Raw genomic sequence first — 20898 nt, forward strand, 5'->3', positions numbered from 1 at the left:
CATCAATTTTGGCCCGGGGGCCTTCGCATCCCGTGGTCGTCTGGCTGACGTAGTAGCTGATGGTTCCCACTGTGCTGGTGCTGGGCGTGGGTGCACCACATGCTGAGCCTGCCCAAGCATCTCTACCGCTTCACAGCAGTTGTTCAACGAAACGGTAGAGATGCTTCGGCAGGCTCAGCATGACGTTCCAATTGATTCTGGTTATTTTCTAAACAGCTTCAGCGTTAGATGCTGATTGCGGCTAGTGCTTTACCCACTTAATTCTTAGCTATTTTGGTGTGTTGATTCGGGCGTATTAACCGGATTGACCTTCGTATACCAGTGCCCCATTTTTTCCTCGGCCTTGGCCAGCGTAAAGCTCCAGTTGACCTTGACGGCTCGTTGGTTGCGCTCGGTGGCCCAGGCCTGCACCTGCCGGGCCAGTTCGTCGATGGAGGCGATGCGACGGTCCAGGCACTGGCGGGCCAGGGCCGAAAACTCCAGCTCGGCCATGTTCAGCCAGGAGCCGTGCTTGGGCGTGAAGTGAAAGCATACCTGTCGGCTCAGGGCCCGCGCCTGCGCCACGGGCAAGTGCTCGTAAAACGAGCCGTAGGCGTGCGTATTCAGGTTATCCTGCACTAGCTCGACCCGCGGCACATCGGCGTAGTGGCTCGTGAGCACCTGGTGCAGGAACTCGGCGTAATCGGCCTTGGTGCGGCGGGCTCGCACCTGGGCGTAGCGCTGGCCTGTGTCCAGGTCGTAGGCCAGCAGCACCACGGCCGTGCCGTGGCGCACGTACTCGTGGTCCTGCTTGGCCACCTGCCCCGGCCGGGCAGGCAGGGCGGCGAGCTTGTCGCCCAGCAGCTGGCAGGGGCGCTCGTCAAAGCACAAGCGTGCCCGCCCCGGCTCAGCGGGCTGGGCGTACAGGGTCAGCACGTCTTCCAGCTTGGCCAGGTACTCCCCATCGAGCTTACTCAGGCACCACTGCTTTTTCAGCCAGGGTTTGAGCTGGCTTTTTTTAAGACCTGCCGCACCGATTCCTCGCCCACGGCCACGCCCAGCTCGATCAGGCGTCCGCGCAGCAACCGAATGCTCCAGCGCGAGGCGCCGTGCGGGGCATCGGTGCAGGCCAGCGACGTGATGGTGGCCTCGACGGCGGCGGTGACCTTGCGGGGCTGGCCGCTGCGGGGCTTCTCCGTCAGGGCCGCGGCCAGCCCCTGCTGGCGGTAGCGGCGGCGTACGTTTACACGGTGGCCCGGCTCACGCCCAGCAGGGCGACGATGGCGTCGGGCGCGTGGCCTTGGTGGCTGAATTGTAGGATGCGCGCCCGATTCAGTTGCCGGGCCGGGGCGGTGCCTGTGCGTACCAGATGCCGCAGCTGCGCTTGTTCTGTGACGGACAGTTCAATCAGAGGGGAAGTGCTCATCCATCTCTATACGAAACTGTTCTAAAAACTATGTGGGGGAAGCACTAGTCAATCCACTTGAACTTGTATTCGAGCTTGGGGATGGTCATGCGGTCAGCCACGCGGCGCAGGCGGTTGGGCAGGGCCACTACGTAGTCACGGGCTTTCTCGGCGGCAGGCGTCAGGTCGCGGATTTGCTCGATTTTCCAGTCGGTAAGCAGCGTATCGAGAATTTCGGTGTAGTCGTGGCTGGTGTATACACCCAGGCGCTGGGCGGCATCGGTGAAGTGGCCGAAGGTTTTGCCCATGTCCACGCCCAACTCGCGCATGTAGTGGGCAGGCATCACAATTTTCTTGCGCATCATGTCCTCAAAGGCCAGCATCATTTCAGATGGGTCGGCCTCGAAGATTTTCTCCACGAAGGTTTTATAAACCCGGGCGTGGCGGTTCTCGTCGCCGGCAATCATGCCGCAGATTTTCGAGAGCTGGTCGTCGCCGGCCGTGCGGGCCAGCTGGCCCACGCGGCGGTGCGAGATATTAGTGGCCATTTCCTGGTACGAAGTGTACACGAACGCCCGGTAGGGGTCGTGGGCCGTACCCAGGTCAAAGCCGTCGTTGATGAGGTACTGGGTGCTCACCTCGAACTCGCGCATGTTCACGCGGCCCGAGAGGTAGAGGTAACGGTTGAGCAGGTCGCCGTGGCGGTTCTCTTCGGCCGTCCAGCCCCGAATCCACTGGGCCCAACCGTTGTCCCGGTCACGGTTCAGGTCTTCGAGCTCGTGAAACCAGGCTTCGTAGTTCGGCAACGCTTCCTCCGTGATGGTGTCGCCAATGAGCACGGCCAGCAAATCGTAGCTCAGGCCTTGGGCCCGCTCACGCAGCAACTTTACCTCGTCGAAAAAATCATCCTGGCGCGAGTCGGGCATAAAGTCCGAAGGCTGCCAGTTGGTATCGACCGGCTTGAGGAACGTATCAATGTTTTCTTTCAGGAAGCCCTCCATCTGCTGGAGCACTTCGCTACGGGTGGCAACTGAGGCAGTAATCATGGCGATAGGGACAAGAGAGTACGGGAAGCAAAGATATTATTCCTACAACCGGAGGCAGAAGTAATAAGTCCGGTGGAGCTTACAATATTTTGGCCTTTGTAGATAATTGCGGGAATTTTGTACGCATTCGGTAGGCATGCACACCATTTGTAGGGCTGCTGAAGCCGTACGGGAACCGCTTCGGCCATTTCCGGCGCTCCAACCAGGCTACTGGCTCGTTGGGCTGCCGGGCCCGGGCCAGCTGGCCGTTGAGCAAGGCCGCTGCCTTCGGCGTGAGCAACCATGCTACGTCCGTGCGCTGGCCTAGGTTCCGGAGCGCCCCGGTGAAGTCGCGGGTGCCGGTGAGCTGCTTTCGCAGAGCTACCTGCGACGGGTGCAGCGTCTGCCAGCCCCGCACCGAGAGCCAGACCGGCCCGGGAAGACGATACGGTATAAGCTGCATAACCACCCCTTCAGTGAAAGGTGATGCCGACTTATAGGTCTCCTCCAGGGCATCGGACACTACTATCTGCGTGCCTCTCGCAAGCTGGGTCAACCGTTCGCGCTGCTCGTAGTTTGCCCGCGCTTCCTGGGGCAGCACCTGGCTGCGGTGGCGGGTTTTATAGCCGTAAGGAATGGCGGTGGCCAGCAGCACCAGCAGCAGCACGGCCAGGGAATGGCGGGGCAGCGGCCGGAGCTGCCAGAGGTAGATCAAGTTGCTCAGGGCCCAGAAATCGAGCAGCGGCAGGGCCAGACGGGGCGGCAGTTTCAGCAGAGTACCCAGCCCCAGCAGCAGCCCCGCATAACCGGCCTGCACTAGCCAAAATCCCCGGTGGCCGCCCCCCGCCCGCAACACTAGTGTCCCGGTGGCGGCCAGCAGTAGCAGCAGTGGAAAATAGTCGCGGGGCAGTTGGCGGGCCAGCGCTACGAGTTTAGCGGGCGCGGTATGGCGCAGGAAGTAGCCGAGTCGGAAAGGCGCCACCCGGTCCAATGAGGCTTCATTAACCAGGGTAGAATCGCCGAGCTGCCAGGCCTGGGCGGCAGCCAGGGCAAGGCTGTCGGCGGGGCGGAGCGGGCCACGGGGCGGAGCGGCCAGCTGGAAGTCGTTGAGGTTGGACTTGAGCACGTCGAGGCGGCGGAAGGTGGCCGCCTGGGGGCTCCAGGTGAGGTGGAGCCATAGTGCCCCGAGTACCGCCCACGCCGCCGCGCCGGCCACGATGGGTCCGACCCGGCGGCCAGCCAAGTACCACGCGCCCGGCAAAGCCACTACAAAGCCAAGCACGGCCGCGCTGGGCCGGATCAGCCAGCTCAACCCAAAAGCCAGCACCCCCACCAGCAGTGCCCAACGGGCCGGAGCCCGCTGGGCGGCAAACAGCACGCCCGCACCGGCCAGCAACAGCGGCACCCGCACGTAGTTGAACCAGAAACCGTGTTCGAGCCAGCCCACCATCCAGAACAGCACCAGCAGCGCCAGCGCCGCACCTACGCCCGTCCGGGCCCGCAGCACCCGCCACAGCACCGCCGCCCCGAGCACGGTGGCCGCATAGAGCAGCCCATAGAGCGTGAGCCCGTACCAGGGCCACGCTGGGGCAGCCGCGTAGAGCCAGCTCCAGAGCGCGGCATAGCCATGAAAGTAAAGGTGCAGATCGGAAACCGGGGCGGCGGCCGTGGTTCCGCGCAGCAGGGCCACGATGGTCAGGTCGTCGTTGGTTTCGTAGTAGTAGCCCAGCCCCCAGCCCGCCGCCAGCAGCAGCAATAAAGGCAGCAATAAAATCCAGAGCCGGTACCGCATCGGCCGCAAGGTAGCGGTGAATGAGTGAACGGGTAAATGTAGCGGAGTCGGAGCATTGCTCTACGGCTCCGTGGCATGCCACTATGGTAGCAATGCTTCAATTCCGGCTCCGCACCCTGGCTCTAGCTGCCACATGCGCAACATGACCAACTCATTCATTCACCAACTCACTCATTCACCGTTACCTTGCGGGCGTGAATAATTTGCTTGCCCGCCTGCCGGCCCTGACGCTGCTGTTCGTCATCCTTTTTACCGGCGCTTACTTCCTGCTTACCCACGAAGGGCTCTACGCCCTCGACGATTACTACTACGCCCGCTATGCCCACCAACTGCTGGCCGGCACCTTCCGCCTTGCCCCCGACCCCCAAGGCCTGCTGCACGACCCGCTGCACGAGCGGTGGCTGATTTTCGGGCCCGTCGCGGGCTTTTTTGCGTTGTTCGGGGTCAACATCATCAGTGCCACGCTCTGGCCACTGCTGGCTACGCTGGGCTGCGCCGGGCTGATTTATGGGCTGTATGGGCGGCGCGAGCCGGTAGTAGCCAGCGGGGCTATGCTGCTGCTGGGCCTGCACTACTTTACGCTTAACTTAACCAACTACCTCTACCCCGACAACATTCTAATGTTTTGGGCCCTGGCTGGGGCGGGCGCGCTGCTGCGGGGCCGCGAACCGGGCCGCCGACCTGGATGGTGGGGCCTGGGCTTCGCGCTGCTGAGCTTCGCGGCCTTCCTGAGCAAGGAAACCATTGCCTACTACCTCCCCTTCTACCTGGCCGTGCTGGGCCTGGATCTGGCCCAGCGGCGGCAATACCGCTTCTGGGGCGTGGCCCTGGCCGCGGGGGCGCTGCTGCTGACAGGCTACCTGGGCTTTTATCAGTACATCACCCACGATGCGCTATACCGCCTCCACTTGATTGAGCAGACCAATGAGTTTCTCAAAGACAACAACTACCTCACCGGCAACCGGGCCGCGCTGCTAAGCCGCCTGACCACCCAACCACTGGGGTTTTTCGTGGGTATCGGGCTGGGGCTGATGCTGGCGCTGGCCGCCGCTGCCCTGGGTCGGCCGGCCCCGGTGCATACCCCAGCGCCGGGGTCGGCCGAAGCCCCCGACCGCCGCTTCTGGCTGATGCTGGCGGCCATTACGCTGGCCCTGTACTGGTTCGGCAGCACCTCGCTCAGCCAGTACAACCCCATCACGCTGCTACCACGCATGACCACGCCCCTGCTGCCGCCGCTGGCCCTGGCAGCCGGTTTTGGGCTGAAACGGCTCGTAGCGGCGGGTAGCAGCAGGTGGCGGGCGGTGGCCGTGGGCTTGGCGCTGGTGCTGATGGCGGTTTGGCTGCGCACCGCCGTGGCCGTAGTGTATGTGCTACCGGGCCTCTGGCTGCTGGGCGTGGGGTTGAGTCGGTCGTGGCCCCGTTTAGCGGCTGTCTGGCCGCGGCTGGGCTCGGCCCGGCTCGCCGCCGCTACGGTGGTCGTTGTGGCGCTGGCGCTGGCCGTGCGGCCCGTTTATTTCATGCGCAAGCCGGCGGTTTCGGCCCACTCCGCGCAGGCCCGGCTGCTGGCCCAGCACCCAAACCGGCCAACCCGGGGCACGTTGCTGGTCGACGACTTTCTGATTGATAACTACGATTTCAGCTACGGATTCCGGGTGCCAGCAGGCCTGCGCTTCCGCCGTTACTGGGCCCGCGACTCCATCCGCATCAGCCCCGCGCAACCGGCCTGGCTGCTGCTCAACCGCGCCACGCTCTCCAACGACGAACTCACCCGCAAGCTCATCCGCTACTCCCCCGATTCGGTGTTGAGCTGGTACCCACGCCGCCGCCTGGTAGCCCAGGATGGGCCAGTAGAGCTGTACGAGGTTTTTGGAAGGAGGAGGTGAGAAGCGAGAAAGGGAACGTCATGCTGAGCGGAGCCGAAGCCGGAGCCGAAGCATCTCTACTGCTTCGTTGCGGCGCCAACTCAGGCGTCGGGATTACCACTGCGGTAGAGATGCTGCGCCTTCGCACAGCATGACGTTCCCTTTCTCACCTCTCAAACCTAACTCAACCTTCTCAACGCCCAATCCAGCGGCCTTACGGCCTGCATTTTCTGGAGTAGCTTATATAACTCGCGGGCTTCGGGGCGGCTGCGGTAGCGCACGGCTTGGCGTAGCTCCCAACGCACCCGTACCGCCAGGGCAGCTCGCTCTGCCGGGGTGCGGCATAGGGCCAGCGCCTTGCGGCAGATGACGATGGTGGAGGCCAGATGAGGATCGTGGCGGCGGTAACTGCTCGCCGATTTGGAGCGTGGGTGCAGTCGTTTCCGGGTCGTTACCACGTCGAAAAAGCGGAACTCCCAGTCGCGGCTGGCCCGCACCCAGAAGTCGAAGTCCTCGTAGCTCAGGGTTTCGTCGTAGCCGTTGAGGGCCTGCAAGGTGGCCCGGCGCATCATCATGGTGGGGGCACTGATGAAGTAGCGGGCCAGTACGTCGGCAAACACCTCGCCTGAGGCGGGGGGTGGGTGGAGCCGGCCCTGGGCGTCGCGGCGGTAATAGTGGCGCACGAACTGCCCCGCCTCGTCGAGCAGTTCGGTATCGGAGTACACCATGCCGCAGCGGGAACCAGCCTGGGCGAAGTGCGCCACCTGTTGGGCCACGCGTTCGGGCAGCAGCACGTCGTCGGTAGCAAAGTCAATCACGAATTCGCCCGTGGTGCGGGCCAGGGCCAGGTTGAAGGCCCGGCAGTTGTTCACGTTTTCGGGCAGAAGCAGCAGTTGCCAGCTCGGGTTCTGGGCGGCGTAACGGCGTAGTATGTCGGCGCTGCCGTCGGTGCTGGCATCGTCTACCATAATCACCTCCAGATGCGGGTAAGTCTGGGCCAGAATGGAATCCAGGGCCGCTTCCAGAAACCGGGCATGGTTGAAGCAGAGGGCGACGATGGTAACGAGGGGCATTTGTTTGAATTAAGAAAAATACGGCCTTTAGGACTTAATGAGCTAAGGAAAAAAGCAATTAATTTTAACGTGAGCGGCTATTTTTCGGTGGCTTGCTGGCTGTAAATTCCCAACTGGTTCGGTGGTACAAAGTAGATTCCGAAGTGCAAATCACCTCCCAGCAACTTGCCCGTCAGCCCCTGATGTCGCGGCGGAAAAACCACAGCCCCCCGCCAAGCAGCAGCGCGTACCGGGTTGCCTGGGCCAGGGGCGCGCCGAGCAGCCCCAGTCGGGGCAGCAGCACAGCTAGCAGCAGAGCAAACAGCGCCGCCGAACTGGCTTGCACCGCCACGTAACGCCCCACCTGGGCCCGGGCCGTGAACAGGAAAAACAGCGTCCAGGTCAGGAATTTAAGCCAGTCGGCCAGCAGTTGGGGACCGAGCAGGAAGCCGGCGGCGGCAAAGCGCGGCTCAAACAGCAGCGGTAGTAGCCAGTTGCGCGCCAGCCAGATGGCCCCCAGTCCCACCACCAGGGCCGGAGCCAGCAGCCGCAGTACCAGCCACACGAAGCGGCCCTGCTCGCGGGGACGGGTGCTGAGGGCGGCCAGGCGCGGGTAGTACACGCTGCCCACCAGCGCCGAAAACACCATGGTATAGTTGTCGGAGAGCTTGGCTACGGCTTGCCAGAGGTCGGTGGCGGCCAGCCCGAACTGCCGGATCAGGACTTCGCGCAGCCCAAAATCAACGGCTTTGGAAAATAGTAGTACGCTCAGAGCCATCAGCAGAAAGCGCCCCAGCCCACGTAGGGCCAGGCGGCTGATGCGTCCTCGCAACCGGGGCAGCAGCCCGGCCCGCGAGGCTACCCAGGCAGCCGGCAGCAGCGTGAGCCCCTGCCCCGCCAAGTAAGCCAGCAGCGCCTGCGGCACACTGCCACCCTGCCCCAGCAGCACGGCGGCCAGGGCCAGCGGCCCAAGCAGACTCAGCAGCGCGGTCAGGCCCGCGTAGGACCACAGACGGCCCGCTGCCAGCAGCACCGCAATCAGTAGAGCATGGCCGATCAGCAGCGTTAATCCCAGCCCGAATAACAGGCTCCAGCCAATTCCTTCGCCAAACACGCCCACCATTGCCCCCGGCACCAGCAGCAGCGCTCCCAGCGCCAGCGCCACGGCGAGAGTGTTGAGCAGCAGCGCCGCCCCCAGCCAGACCCGGTAGCGCCCCGAGCCAGGCCGCAACGGGGCCAGGTATTTCACCAGGCCCACGTGCGTGCCATCGGTGGGCAGAGTGGTAAACAGGGCCAGTAGGTTCTGAAAGTGGGCCAGCAGCGTGAGGCCGCCCGGCCCACCGTACACGGCCAGCAGCTTATTGAGCACCAACGCCCCCGCCGCCCGCGCCGCCACAGCTACCCCCGAAGCCGCCGACCCACGCAGTAGCCGCCCCACAACGGCGCTCCGGGGTTCGGGCTGGGTATCAGACATCGGTGAGTGAATGGGTGAATTAAGCAAAGGTGCTCTTATCCTGAGCGGAGCGAAAAATCCTGAACCAGGAGGCACGGGGTGGGTAAGGGCCTCTCGTTCCACTCAGGAGGATGAGAGTACGATTCACTCATTCACCGAATCACTCATGCCCAGCTGCTTGGAAAACGTGAGCTTAAGGCCCGTTACGCCGCCGATATGACTTTTAAAGCGCAGCAGCGACTGGTCGACGCCGGCCGGGACAGCCGAGATGCCCAGGTCGAGCAGGCGCATACCGCTGGCCCGGCCAAAGGCATGCAGGCCGGCATTCATCAGCACCATCGGGCTCAGGTGGTTGTAGGCCAGCGGGCTGGCGGGCAGAAAGTGGTAGAGTACGTCGGCGCGCACCTGGATGGCCACCGAAACCGCCGCCCACTCGCCGGCCGCATCGCGCACCGAAAACAGGAAGCAGTGGCGCGGCAGCCCCCGAAACAGCTCCTGCAGCTGCTCCAGCGACATATTCAGGGGCTGGCCCTTCTCCTGGCGGCAACGGTGGATAAACTCGTAGGCCAGCGGCAGCAGCAGCAGCGGGGGCTCCTGCTCGAAGCGCAGACCGTGCCGCGCGCACTTGCGCAGCCGGCGCTGCTCCGAGGGGTGCAGGTGGGTGGAGTAGTCGCGGTTGAGGGGCAGGTAGCTGTTGAGCTCAACCGGAGCGATGTGGTAGCCCAATCCCGTGAGCACGGCAGTAAGACGGGCACTGGCGGCGGGCTCGTAGGCGAAGGCGTGGGGCCGCAGCGTGAGCGAACCGACACCGTGGGCCAGCAGCGTAGTTTCGACCACCTCCAGAAACGCCCGGAGCACGTCCGCCGGCAGGTCGGGAGCTGTTTGTACGGCCCCGAACGGGGCCCGCCAGGGGCTGCGGGCGGCCCGCTCGGCGGGGTCCCAGGCTACCGGCAGCTGGGCCACGGTCTGGCCGGCCCGGGTGTCTTCCAGAAAGAAATGCAGGGCCTCGCCCGGCTGCTGTTGCAGGGTCTGGTGGGCGGGCGTGAGGTAGAGCCAGGGCACGTAGGCCAGCGGCAGCATCGGCGCGGGGGCGGCGCCCGCCAGCACCCGCACTGCGTAATGGCCGGCCGCCGCGCCGGACAACGGCACAAGCAGCGGCAACACGGGGGCAGAAACGAGGGAGGGCGGCAGCGCGGACAAGGGCAGAACAGAAGGCGAAAGGCAAAAGTACAACGATTTCCGGGCCTGGACGGCTGGCAGCGGCCGGTTTGCCGAAACCGGCACCGGCACGAAACGGCGTACCTTCGGGGCCCTGCAGTAACGGGCCGAAGCCAGTTTGAAGTTGGCCCGGCCACCGGATGACTTTTTCGCCAAAATCCCGTAAACTGCCCGGCCCTCCGCTTTTTCTCCTCGCCCGATGATGTCCCCCGCCTCCGCCGCTACGCCTCTGCCCACTCCGCCCCTGCTCAACCCAACTGATGAGGACGAGGAAGACGAGGATGACCAGCTTTCGGAGGCCGATTTGGCCGAAATGGAAGCCGCCCGCCTGCTGCGCGAGCAGCAGATTGGCCAGCGCCCCGGTACGCTCATCATCCGCGACGACGCGCTGCCCCCGCGCCTGATCCTGACCAGCTACGACGAGGACTACTTCCACGAACACGAATACGCCAGCTACGACGAGCTGCTGCACTTCTTCCATAAGCACCCCGAAAAGAAGCACTGGATTGACGTGCGCGGCTACCGCGACCTCGACCTGATCCAGAGTCTCCAGGCCGATTTTCGCATTCATCCGCTGCAAATGGAGGACGTGCTCAGCGACTACCAGCGGGCCAAGGTGGAGGAAACCGACGACGGCCTGTTCCTGGTCTCGCGCATGACCGAGTTCACGCGCCAGCTCGATATTGAGGACGACCAGCTCTCCATTTTCACTGGCCCCAACTACGTGCTCACCTTCCAGGACGACTACGACGACTGCTTGGAGCCAGTACGGGTGCGCCTGCGGATGGGCCGCACCAACCTGCGCCGCCACTCGCCCCTCTACCTAGCCTACGCCCTCACCGACGTAGTGCTCGACCACTATTACCCCACCATGGCGGCCATCGGCGACTACCTCGAAACACTGGAGGAGCGCATTTTTCAGGGCCGCTCCGACCGCCGGGTGCTCAACCGTATTCTGCACGTAAAAAAGGACATCGTGCGCTTTCGCCGGCTGGTGTATCCCGAACGCGAGAAAATTGCCGAACTGCTGCGCATGCCCGACGAAGATGTACCCGAAGAAATCAAGGTATTTTTCAAGGACTGCTACGACCACGCCATTCAGGCCCTGGATTTGGCCGAGAGCTACCGCGAAACCGTGAGCAGCCTCATCGACCTCTACATGTCGGACCAGAGCAACCGGGCCAACGAGGTGATGAAGGTACTGACCATCATCAGCAGTATTTTCATTCCCCTCAGCTTCATTGTGGGCCTCTACGGCATGAATTTCCAGCGCGAAGGCCCCAACGGCCAGATCAACCACCTTAACATGCCCGAGCTCTACAGCCCCTGGGGCTACCCCGCACTACTGGCCCTGCTGGCCTTTATCGTCGTCTTCCAGCTGATATATTTTTATCGGAAAGGCTGGCTGACGAACAAGTGAGTGGGTAGGGTAAAAGCCCGTCATGCTGAGCGGAGTCGAAGCATCTCTACCGCTTCGTTGCAGAGAGTAGAATTAGCATTGCGGTAGAGATGCTTCGACTCCGGCTCCGCCTTCGCTCAGCATGACAATTTTTTCACTCACTAACACCCCACTCACTTCTTGGCCTTCACCACCTTCACCTCGTCTACCTTGATATCGGTGCGGCGTAGCTCTTTGCCGTTGACGCGGAACAGGTGGAAGGTGCTGGTGACGGGGTTGTAGGTGAGGTCGATGCGGGGCGTGGTACTGTCGAAGGGCTTGCCGCCGATAAGGCGGAAGCGGGCATCGTAGAGGTAGGCTTTGGCGGGGCCGGTTTCGGTGAGGGCGTACACCTGGCGGTCGGGGCCGAAATCGAAGTATTGAATCGAGCGTGGAGCGGTGGTCAGGAATGACTGGCTGAGCAGGGCGTTGCCATTGGGGTCGAAGAGCGTGAGCCGGCCGCCGTCTTCGCGGGAAACCACGTAGGTGCGCTGGCGCTGGTCGGGAATGAGGCGGAAGCGCGACTCGCGGCTCCAGGTAGCCACCCGGCGCCGGGCCACCACGTCGCCGCTCAAATTGAAGGTTACCCGCTCGCCGTGCTGGCTAACCACCGTGAGGCGGGTGCGGCGCAGCGTAGGGCCGGGCTCCACCAACGCCCCGCTGGCCAGCCGGGCGCCCATGCTAATTGGGAAGCCCGGGTAGGCCCCGCCGGCCTGGTCGAAGGCGTACACGTAGCCGTTTTCGAGCAAAACCAGCACCACGTCGCGGCCATCAACAAGCAGATACTGCGGGGGCGCGGCCAGCCGGAACTCCAGCTGCTTGGGCTGCCAGCCGGCGTATATCTGCCCCCGGGTGTCATACAGAAACAGGTTGCCGCCGCCCCCGGCCACCAGCAGGCGGCGCGGCCCGGCTTGGCGCGCGGCCGGCGAGACGCTCAGGGAGGTGGCGCGCACGGTATCGGGCAGGTTGAGTGGGAAGTTGGGTTGCAACTGGCCCCGGTTGTTGTACTCGAACAGGTAGCGGGGCGTGGCCAGCAGGAAGCCCGTAGCCCCGGGCAGCCGCACGGTGGGGCCCACCAGCGGCCCGGGCAGCGAATCGGACCAGGCCACCACGTTTTCGGGCGTTACGTAGTGCAGCACGTGGGCCGTGTCCTGCACCAGCACGCCCGGAAATTTGGCCCCCGCCACCAGCACGGCTTCGGGCGAGCTGCTCAGCGGAACTTTAAAATCGAGCACGCTGCCCGTGCCGTCGGCGTTCTGGGGCCGGGCTTCGGCCGGGCCCTCGGCGGGGTGGCGCAGCACGAATTGGGTGAAGTACTGGGCCCCGGCCTCCTGCTCGTTGAGCGGGGGCACCCACTGCAACGCCACCTGCGGGAACCGCTTAAACAGGGTTTCGTTGCGCAGCAGGCTGGCCCGGCGCTCTTCCTGCAGGCCCCGCAACAGCAGGTTCCAGCAGTTGCGCGTATCGAGCAGCACCCGCAGGCGGGCCAGGGGTTGAAGTTCCTGCAAAAAGGCCACCTGGGTGGGCGAGCGGCTCCAGGTTTCGCCCGCCACCACGTCGGCTAGGTATAAGCGCAGGGCGGCTTCGTCGTCGGCGAATACCAGGTAGTTGCCCACCTGGGCCACCACCGGCTGCTCGAATCCCTGAAACAAGGGCCCCAGCAGCTCCCGGGGCAGCTCGCCCACGCCGGTCTGGTACAGCTGGTAAGGGCCTACCTTTCCAAACGACGGGCTGGCCCCCACCGCCCGCCGCAGCTGGCCCAGCAGCGCCGTTACGCGGGCCGGATTGGTGGTGTAAGCCAGTGCCAGCTTGCCCGGCCGCTGCCGGGCCGAAACCGTGCTCAGGTAGCACAGCGCCACTTCCTGCCCGAGTTGGGCGGTCAGGCTATCGAGCAACGGCTGCACGGCGGGAGCCAGCGAGTCGGACACGGTGCGGGTGCGGCGGGGGCCGCGCAGCACGGCAGCCGGGCCCAGACCCATGTGCACCACGAGTGCTGCCCGTAGCGGCAGCACTTCGGCCATGCCCAGGCGCTGGGCAGGCTGGCCCACTAGCTTCTGGTGCAGCCCGTCGCGGGCCGTTTCGGGGTTGGCGAATCCATTGAAGACCACCTTATTGCCCGCCAGCCGCATTTCCGTCATTTCGTTGCGGGCCAGGCTGGCCACGGCGGCAATTTCGGGCGTCAGCTCGGAGCGGAAAAACACGCCCAGCAGCTGGGGCAACCGGCGTTGGTTGAGCAGCAGCGTGGCATCCACGTCGCGGAGCCGGAAGTAGTCGATGTTTTGAAAATCGGCCGCCACGGTGGGCGCTTCGGGGCGCGTGAGGCGGCGGGCCGAGGCTTCCACCAGCTTCACGTTGCTACTAAAAACGAGCTGGTTACGGTAGTTAAACAACGTCAGGCCGGCGGCCTGGCCGGGCTCGTCATCCTCCGCGTCGGTGCGGCGCAGATCAGTCAGCACCTGCCCCTCATAGTCGCGGGTGGTTACCCGGTAACGGGCGTCGCGGCCCAGGCCTTCGAGCAGCCCGCGCACCTGCCGGTACTCGCGCACGCTCCCGATGGGCACCTGAAACAGCAGATCGAACCGGTCGGGGCCCGTCACGTGGACCGACGTAAGTACCCGCTTGCGGCCCAGAAACCGCAACAGCACGTCGCGGCCCCCGGTCAGGCTGTCTACCAGCGTCAGGTTTTCCTCCACCTGCTGGAAGTAGCGCACGGCCGTCAGGTTGTCCCAGACCTGGGTTTCCTTGAGGTGGCGCACCAGCGTGGGATGGTCGCGCGTCACGGCCACCAGTACCGCGTCGTCGGGCACCAGGGTCCAGGGGTCGACGGGCTGGCGGGCCACCGTGCGGCGGTAGTACACATAGGAGCCCAGCGCTGTAAGCAGCAGCAGCAGGATCGTCAGAAATACCAGAACGCGGTTCGACATGCGGGAAACCCGGGAGCAAGGGGGGTGAGATGAGCAAAAATAGGCAATCGGGCCGGAGTAGTGGTGAATGCGTGAAGTGGCTTTGTTATGCTGAGCGGAGCAAAGGACTTGAGGAGAAGTGGTAGCTAGCAATCAAGCCACTGCTGCCTGCCAGGTCCTTTGCTCCGCTCAGGACAACAAATGACGCACCCATTCGCCCATTCGTCCGTTCCCTCATTCGCCCATTCGCTATCTTCCGGCCCCCATTCCCTTTCTTCCTTTACTATATGTCCGAAAAGCAGGGCCATTTCCAGCGGGCCATTACGCTGTTCGACGCCGTCATGATTGTCTCGGGCAGCATGATTGGCTCGGGTATTTTCATCGTTTCCTCCGATATCAGCCGCAAAGTAGGCTCGGCCGGCTGGCTGCTGGTGGTTTGGCTGCTGACGGGCGTGATTACGCTGGCCGGGGCCGTGAGCTACGGCGAGCTGTCGTCGATGTTCCCGAAGGTGGGTGGGCAGTACGTGTACCTTCGCGAGGCCTACAACAAGCTGGTAGCCTTTCTGTACGGCTGGACGCTGTTTCTCGTGATTCAGACCGGCGTTATTGCGGCCGTGGCCGTGGCGTTTGCCCGCTTTACCGGCGTGCTCATCCCCTGGTTTTCGGAAAGCACCGTGCTACTCGAAGTCAAGAACCTGCCGATGCTGGGCTCCTTTAAGTTCAGCAGCGTACAGCTGCTGGCCATTGCCATGCTGGTGTTTCTGACCTACATCAATACGCGCGGAGTGCGGGCCGGCAAATTCATTTCCAACGTGTTCGGCAGCACCAAGCTTGTAGCCCTGGCTTTGCTGATTCTGTCGGGCGTGTTTCTGGGCATCAAGCACGAGGCCCTGAGCCAGAACTTCCAGCACATCTGGCAGGCCGCAAGCTTCAACGCTACCGGCCAGGGCACGCCTCTGACGGTGGCCGCGCTGGTTACGGCCATCGGGTTGGCCATGACGGGCTCGTTGTTCAGCTCCGACGCCTGGAATAACATCGGCTTCGCGGGCGACGAAATCGTGAAGCCCGAGCGCACCATCGTGCTCAGCATGGCCCTGGGCACGGGCATCGTCACGGGCCTCTACTTGCTCATCAACGTGGTGTACCTGCTGGTGCTGCCCCTGCAAGGCGACCCTAACGCGGCCGACGTACTGGGCCGCGGCATCATGTATGCCACCGACGACCGCGTGGGCACGGCGGCGGCCGAAAGCATCCTGGGTGCGCCTGGGGCCTACGTCATGGCCGTGCTCATCATGATCAGCACCTTCAGCGCCGACAACAGCATTCTGCTTTCGGGCGGCCGCGCCTATTACGCCATGGCCAAGGACGGCGTATTTTTCCGGGGCATGGCCCGCCTCAATAAGGCCGGCGTACCGGGTGTGGCCCTGTGGGGGCAGTGCGCCTGGGCTTCGCTGCTGTGTTTGTCGGGTTCTTATGGCGAGCTGCTCAACTACGTCATGTTCTCGGTGATTCTGTTCTACGTCATCACCATCATCGGCATTTTCGTGCTGCGCCGCACCCGCCCCGAGGCACCCCGCCCCTACCGGGCCTGGGGTTACCCGGTGGTGCCGCTGCTCTACATCGGGCTGGCCTCCACCTTCTGCTTCATCCTGCTGACTGACCCCGATAACTCCAAATTCGCCCAGCGCGGCCTGCTGCTCGTGGCCCTGGGCGTACCGGTATACTACCTGTTCCGCAACCGGTTTAAGAAGTTAGAAAATTAAAGCGTTGGCGAGTCAGCGAGTAACCCAAGTTGCGAACTAATAACCAGGATTAGCTCGCAGCTTGGATTAAGTAAAAAGGCTGGGGCCCGGTTATCCTCCTTTCGGAAGAACAGCCGGGCCCCAACTTTTTACTTGCTGACTCGCAACCTGCCAGCCTTATTTGCGGCGGCGACGGGAGGTTTCTTTGGGAACGAGCGTAACGTTCTGATTTTTGGCGTTGCGGGTGCGCAGCAGCTGGTCTTCGTAGCCGCCGTAGCCATAGAGCAGCGTGTTGTCGCCGCTGGCGGGTACTTCGAGCGAGTAGTTGCCGGCAGCATCGGTGCTGGCTACGCTTTTGGACCCCCTGAGCATAATGGTAGCCCCGGCCAGCGGGCGGCCATTCTCATCAAGCACCCGGCCGTTCATGATGACCATGGTGGGGGCTACTTCTACCGGCTCCAGGGCGGCGGGCAGCACTGTAGGAGCTACGGCCAAGGCGGGCTCTTCCTCTTCTTCTTTGCTGGCAGTCGGGGCTGCCGTGGTACGGCTCGGGTTAGCGGCGGCAGGCTTGGCTACGGTGGCGGCAACCGGCTGGCCCGCCAGCTGCGCAGCGGCAACGGCTTCCGTAGCGGCCACCGTGTCTTCGGAGGCCCGTGCGCCCGTTACGGTGGCCTCGCCCAGCTCCATAACCGGAGCCGGCATGGCCGCGCTGATGCGGCGCGTTACCTGGGCCGGCAGCAGCAGGTAGCCCACCAACACCAACACCACAATGGCTCCCACAATCAGGGCCAGCCGGTTATTGCCCGACGACAGCTCCTCTTCCGGGCTCAGGTAGTCGGGCACGGGGTTTTCGTTCTCGGAAGAAGTAGAAGTAGGAGCATCCATGTTCATGCTAGTGAAAAAGTGAAAAGTAAACGTCGGCCGAGAGGCTGTCGAAGGGCTGTGGCCTTCCCTTTATCCCAATCTGACAGCATCGGCTCCTAAAGATATAGGTTTACCGGCACCTTTGCCTAGTATCAATACCGTTACGGAAAATAAATTTTGCCGCGAAATTTACCGACTGCTTCTTCGCCCGTTGCGAATTCCCTAATAAACCATCGGCCCGCCTTCCAGAAAGAAGACGGGCGAGGAATGGCGTGGTACCGGCCCGATTGGGCGACGGCGGAACCGAAAGTTAATCTTGGGCGGGCTTGGCGGGGCCGCTGGGAGCATCTTCGCCAAACTTCTGCTCCTGGCTGCGGATGGCATTGCCCATCTCGTAGCTGCCTTCCACATCGAAGCCGGGACCAGTGTTGGGCTGGGCGGTGTCAGAGTGGTCGTTGCCGCCCTGGGGCACGCCCTCGCCACCCCGGATAGTTAGGTTTTCGAGCTGGTCCTTCTGGTCGGCGCGCTGGGTATAGCCGCCGGCTCCCACGTTGCGCTGGGCCGAGGGGTCGGAGGCGTCCTTGCCGTTGCTGAGCAGTTCCTTGTACTCCTGCTCCTGCTCCAGCTGCTCGTTGTCGGGAATAGCACGCGGGGTATCGTTGACGATTTCTTTATTTGAGTTGAGTTCTTCGTTGGCGTCGGTGGGCTGGTTGGTGGTAGCCATAAAAAGCAGGGTTGAGTGGAAAGGAGTTACTTTGCAGCTCTACGCAGGCCCCGCGACCGGGGTTAAGCATGGCCGCCGGCTGCGGCGCCGAGCTACAGCTAGTTAACCCGCCCGGAGCGCTTTCGTTTTTCTTTTTGCCCATGCACCTCGTTATTATCGGCAACGGCATCACCGGCGTTACGGCGGCTCGCACGGCGCGGCAGCTGCAACCCGCCGCCCGCATCACGCTCGTGTCGGCTGAAAGCGCCCACCACTTCTCGCGCCCTGCCCTCATGTACGTGTACTTGGGCGACCTGCGCTACCAGGACATTAAGCCCTACGAAGACTGGTTCTGGGCCGAAAACAAGCTGGAGCTGGTGCAGGCCACGGCTACCGGCCTCGATGCCGACCGCAAAACCGTGCAGCTGAGCACCGGCGCAGAGTTGGCCTACGATAAGCTGCTGCTGGCCACCGGCTCGGTGGGCCGCCGCGGCGAGTGGCCGGGCGCCGAGCTGGCCGGCGTGCAAACCTTCGTGACCCTGCCCGACCTGGAGCAGATGACCCGCGACACCCGGGAAGGTGTGCGCGAGGCCGTGGTAGTGGGCGGCGGCCTGATTGGGGTGGAGCTGGCCGAGATGCTGGCCGCCAAGGGCATCCGGGTCACGATGCTCATCCGCGACGCCCGCTACTGGGGCGCGGTGCTGCCCCCCGAAGAGGCCGCCCTGGTCCAGCGCCAGTTCGATGCTCACCACATCATCTGCCGCTACGAAACCGAGTTAAAAACGATTCTGGCCGACGAAAGCGGCCGGGTGCGGGCCGTGCAGACCACTGCCGGCGACGAGCTGCCCGCCCAGTGGCTGGGCCTGGCCATTGGGGTGCAGCCCAACCTTACGCTGGCCCAAGTTGCCGGCCTCGATACCGACAAGGGCATTCTGGTAGACGCCCACCTGCAAACCAGCCTGCCCGATGTGTACGCCGCCGGCGACTGTGCCCAGCTACGCACGCCCGGCGACGGCGAAATGGCCGTCGAGCAGCTCTGGTACACCGGCCGCCAGCAGGGCGAAACCGTGGCCTACGCCCTCTGCGATGCGCCCCGCCCCTACCAGCGCGGCCTCTGGTTCAACTCGGCCAAGTTCTTCGACCTCGAATACCAGACCTACGGCCGCGTGCCCGCTGAGCCCCGCCCCGATGAGCATAGCTTCTGCTGGCAGCACCCGAAAAAAGACCACCTGCTGCGCATCAATTTCCGGCGCGACTCGCTGGCCGTGACCGGCCTGAACGTGCTGGGCTTGCGCCACCGCCACGACACCTGGGCTGGCTGGCTGCAGACCGGTACGCCCGTTACGGAGGTGCTCGCCAACCTGGGCGCGGCCAACTTCGACCCCGAGTTTTTCCGCCAGCACGAGGCGGGTATTGTGGGCGCGTTCAACGAGCAGTTTCCGGCCCATGCCGTGCAGCTGCGCCGCCGCAAGGGCCTGTTTCGCGTATAGCAGCTCCCGGCGGCTGCGGCCTGCACCGCCCCTGCTTCCGCTTCCCGCTGATTAATTCCCGACCATGGATTTCAACAAACTCTACCACCCCAGCGCCCTCAACAGCTTTCAGTACATCGCCATCGTGGGCGCCATCATGAGCGGCGCGGCCCAGCTTATCATTAGCTGGCTGGGCCAGCCCCGCCCCGAGGGGTACCACTACCTGTACTTCTGCTGGCTGGGCCTCTACGTAGTCGGCACGCTGCTCAACCTATTCGGCAAACCCAACGACGGCCACCACCATCATCATTAGGTATTAGGCAGAACGTCATGCTGAGCATGTGGCGCATGGAGCCAGGGCACTCAGCATGACGTTCTCTTAATCAGACACTTCCGAAACCAAGCACTACCAAATGACTTCTCCCCAAACGCTGACCGCCGATGCGCCCGTTCCCGAAGTAGCGGGCCTCGAAAAGCTGCTGCTTACGCTGGTGGCGCTGGGGTTGCTGCTGCTGCTACCCGTGGCCTTCGACGCCGATGCCGAGCGGGCCCGCTGGTGCTTTTTCGGGGCCCTGGCCCTGATTAGTGCCGGCACCTTGGGGTGGGCCGCCTGGAAGTACGGTCACCAGCCGGAGGGCGTCTACAACCACAACCTTTGGCTGCGGGCCAGCACCAGCCGCGGGGCCGTAGCCTGGATTACGGGCATCGTGCTCACGGGCTTCTACGTCATCCTCTACTGGTTTAGCTCCGACAACGGCCAGGGCAGTTACGGGCCACTCAACCAGCTCGTGCACGCCCTCGACCCGTTTAGTAAGGCGTTGCGAAATAAGCCTTCCGACCAGTGGTTTCTGTACGGCACCTTCTACACGCTGGCCATTCTGCTGATGGGCGCCCGGGCCCTCTGGAAGTACCGTAGCTCGCCCTACCACCTCATTCGGACTGGCTCGCTGATGTTCTTTCAGCTCGGGTTTGCGTTTCTGTTGCCGGGCTTGCTGCTGGCGTTTCAGCGGCCCGAGTTCTACTTCAGCTACTTCTGGCCCCTCAAATACGACTATCTTTTCCCCGATACCGTGGGCTACCTGCTCAAGGATGGCGGGCCGGCGCTGGGCGTGTTCATGATGTTCTGGACGGCCGTTATTTCCTTCGTGGCCACGCCGGTGCTCACCTACTTTTTTGGCAAGCGCTGGTACTGCTCGTGGGTATGCGGCTGCGGCGGCCTGGCCGAAACCGCCGGCGACCCCTACCGCCAGCTCTCCGATAAAAGCCGCACGGCCTGGCGCTGGGAAGTACGCATCATCTACACGGTGCTGGGGCTGATTATTCTCGTCACGGCCCTGCTCTGGGTGGGCGCTTCGGGCGCGGTGCCGGCCCTGCAGGGCATCACCCAGCCCCTGAGCAAGGCCTACGGCTTCGCCATCGGCTCGGTGTTTTCGGGCGTGATTGGGGTGGGATTTTACCCCTTGATGGGGGCGCGGGTATGGTGCCGGTTCGGCTGCCCCATGGCCGCCTACCTGGGCCTCATTCAGAAACACTTCTCGCGCTTCCGCATTACCACCAACGGGGCCCAGTGCATCAGCTGCGGCAACTGCTCCAATGTCTGCGAAATGGGTATTGATGTCAAGCAGTACGCCCAGCGCGGCGAGCCCATTATCCGGGCCTCCTGCGTGGGTTGCGGCATGTGCTCCACAGCCTGCCCCCGCGGTGTACTCAACCTCGAAAACGGCCCCCGCGAAAACCGTTACCAGGGCTCCCAACTCATCCACGCCGACTCGTTGCGAATTTTGAGCTAGGTTGCCTGACTGGTGATTTTAGCTGACGCACTTTTAGGGGGATCTTGTACCATGAAATCCTTTTCAAACCTATTGCATGCTACAAAAACCACTATATCCAACTGAATTAGGACTTACGCAAAAGGGTTAAATTGAAGTAAAAAAGCATGAAAGTCACGGTGCAGCTTTACGGCCAATTTCTGCTCAGCAGCCACGTCAATTAC

17 protein-coding genes are annotated in these 20898 nt (G+C 63.4%); 6 read left to right on the top strand and 11 right to left on the bottom strand.

The window, feature by feature from the left end; genetic code table 11:
• Nucleotides 1-264: 264 nt before the first annotated feature.
• From CDA63_RS18380 to CDA63_RS18400, 5 genes are all read right to left on the bottom strand, one after another.
• Nucleotides 265-1077, bottom strand: coding sequence for an IS630 family transposase (locus CDA63_RS18380; protein WP_394335392.1), 813 nt, complete (start codon nucleotides 1075-1077; stop codon nucleotides 265-267).
• Nucleotides 972-1292 (bottom strand): helix-turn-helix domain-containing protein, encoded by a 321-nt coding sequence (locus CDA63_RS21930; RefSeq protein ID WP_088465921.1) that lies wholly within the window; start codon nucleotides 1290-1292, stop codon nucleotides 972-974. Before CDA63_RS21930 ends, CDA63_RS18380 begins: the two co-directional genes overlap by 106 nt.
• Nucleotides 1223-1405 carry a helix-turn-helix domain-containing protein gene (locus CDA63_RS18390; protein WP_088465922.1) on the bottom strand — a complete coding sequence of 61 codons (183 nt, stop codon included), beginning with the start codon at nucleotides 1403-1405 and terminating at the stop codon, nucleotides 1223-1225. Before CDA63_RS18390 ends, CDA63_RS21930 begins: the two co-directional genes overlap by 70 nt.
• Nucleotides 1406-1449: 44 nt before the next feature.
• Entirely contained in the window at nucleotides 1450-2430 is a 981-nt protein-coding gene (locus tag CDA63_RS18395) for an acyl-ACP desaturase (RefSeq protein WP_088465923.1), read from the bottom strand.
• Between the two features lie 79 nt (nucleotides 2431-2509).
• Nucleotides 2510-4201, bottom strand: a complete 1692-nt coding sequence (locus CDA63_RS18400; RefSeq protein ID WP_088465924.1) for a hypothetical protein — start codon at nucleotides 4199-4201, stop codon at nucleotides 2510-2512.
• 194 nt (nucleotides 4202-4395) lie between these two features.
• Between CDA63_RS18400 and CDA63_RS18405 the strand changes: the two genes are divergently transcribed.
• A complete protein-coding gene (locus CDA63_RS18405) occupies nucleotides 4396-6084 on the top strand; it encodes an ArnT family glycosyltransferase (protein ID WP_088465925.1) in 1689 nt (562 codons plus the stop codon).
• 158 nt (nucleotides 6085-6242) lie between these two features.
• Here the strand turns inward: CDA63_RS18405 and CDA63_RS18410 are convergent, their stop codons facing one another.
• The 3 genes from CDA63_RS18410 to CDA63_RS18420 form a co-directional block, all read right to left on the bottom strand.
• Complete coding sequence (locus CDA63_RS18410) at nucleotides 6243-7136, bottom strand: glycosyltransferase (RefSeq protein WP_088465926.1); 894 nt, start codon at nucleotides 7134-7136, stop codon at nucleotides 6243-6245.
• Nucleotides 7137-7308: 172 nt separating this feature from the next.
• A complete protein-coding gene (locus tag CDA63_RS18415) occupies nucleotides 7309-8589 on the bottom strand; it encodes an MATE family efflux transporter (RefSeq protein ID WP_088465927.1) in 1281 nt (426 codons plus the stop codon).
• Nucleotides 8590-8712: 123 nt separating this feature from the next.
• Nucleotides 8713-9732, bottom strand: a complete 1020-nt coding sequence (locus CDA63_RS18420) for a hypothetical protein (protein ID WP_206780468.1) — start codon at nucleotides 9730-9732, stop codon at nucleotides 8713-8715.
• A gap of 253 nt (nucleotides 9733-9985) precedes the next feature.
• Here CDA63_RS18420 and corA point away from each other — a divergent pair, with 253 nt between their 5' ends.
• Entirely contained in the window at nucleotides 9986-11206 is a 1221-nt protein-coding gene (corA, locus tag CDA63_RS18425; RefSeq protein WP_088465929.1) for a magnesium/cobalt transporter CorA, read from the top strand.
• 152 nt (nucleotides 11207-11358) lie between these two features.
• Here the strand turns inward: corA and CDA63_RS18430 are convergent, their stop codons facing one another.
• Nucleotides 11359-14148 carry a hypothetical protein gene (locus tag CDA63_RS18430; RefSeq protein ID WP_088465930.1) on the bottom strand — a complete coding sequence of 930 codons (2790 nt, stop codon included), beginning with the start codon at nucleotides 14146-14148 and terminating at the stop codon, nucleotides 11359-11361.
• A 266-nt stretch (nucleotides 14149-14414) separates the two neighbouring features.
• On the opposite strand from CDA63_RS18430, the gene CDA63_RS18435 reads away from it, so the two are divergent.
• A complete protein-coding gene (locus CDA63_RS18435) occupies nucleotides 14415-15890 on the top strand; it encodes an APC family permease (RefSeq protein ID WP_088465931.1) in 1476 nt (491 codons plus the stop codon).
• 156 nt (nucleotides 15891-16046) lie between these two features.
• On the opposite strand, the gene CDA63_RS18440 is transcribed toward CDA63_RS18435, so the two are convergent.
• A complete protein-coding gene (locus CDA63_RS18440; protein WP_165768388.1) occupies nucleotides 16047-16754 on the bottom strand; it encodes a carboxypeptidase-like regulatory domain-containing protein in 708 nt (235 codons plus the stop codon).
• A 289-nt stretch (nucleotides 16755-17043) separates the two neighbouring features.
• Nucleotides 17044-17457: a hypothetical protein gene (locus tag CDA63_RS18445; protein ID WP_088465933.1), complete on the bottom strand. Its 414-nt coding sequence runs from the start codon at nucleotides 17455-17457 to the stop codon at nucleotides 17044-17046.
• Between the two features lie 140 nt (nucleotides 17458-17597).
• On the opposite strand from CDA63_RS18445, the gene CDA63_RS18450 reads away from it, so the two are divergent.
• The 3 genes from CDA63_RS18450 to CDA63_RS18460 all read left to right on the top strand — a co-directional run bounded on the left by CDA63_RS18450 (nucleotide 17598) and on the right by CDA63_RS18460 (nucleotide 20695).
• Nucleotides 17598-18926 (top strand): NAD(P)/FAD-dependent oxidoreductase, encoded by a 1329-nt coding sequence (locus tag CDA63_RS18450; RefSeq protein ID WP_242434747.1) that lies wholly within the window; start codon nucleotides 17598-17600, stop codon nucleotides 18924-18926.
• A 64-nt stretch (nucleotides 18927-18990) separates the two neighbouring features.
• A complete protein-coding gene (locus CDA63_RS18455; RefSeq protein ID WP_088465934.1) occupies nucleotides 18991-19218 on the top strand; it encodes a hypothetical protein in 228 nt (75 codons plus the stop codon).
• Nucleotides 19219-19318: 100 nt separating this feature from the next.
• Nucleotides 19319-20695 (top strand): 4Fe-4S binding protein, encoded by a 1377-nt coding sequence (locus tag CDA63_RS18460; RefSeq protein ID WP_088465935.1) that lies wholly within the window; start codon nucleotides 19319-19321, stop codon nucleotides 20693-20695.
• The last annotated feature ends 203 nt before the right edge of the window (nucleotides 20696-20898 follow it).

Source organism: Hymenobacter amundsenii (assembly GCF_002204745.1).
Classification (GTDB): Bacteria; Bacteroidota; Bacteroidia; order Cytophagales; family Hymenobacteraceae; genus Hymenobacter; species Hymenobacter amundsenii.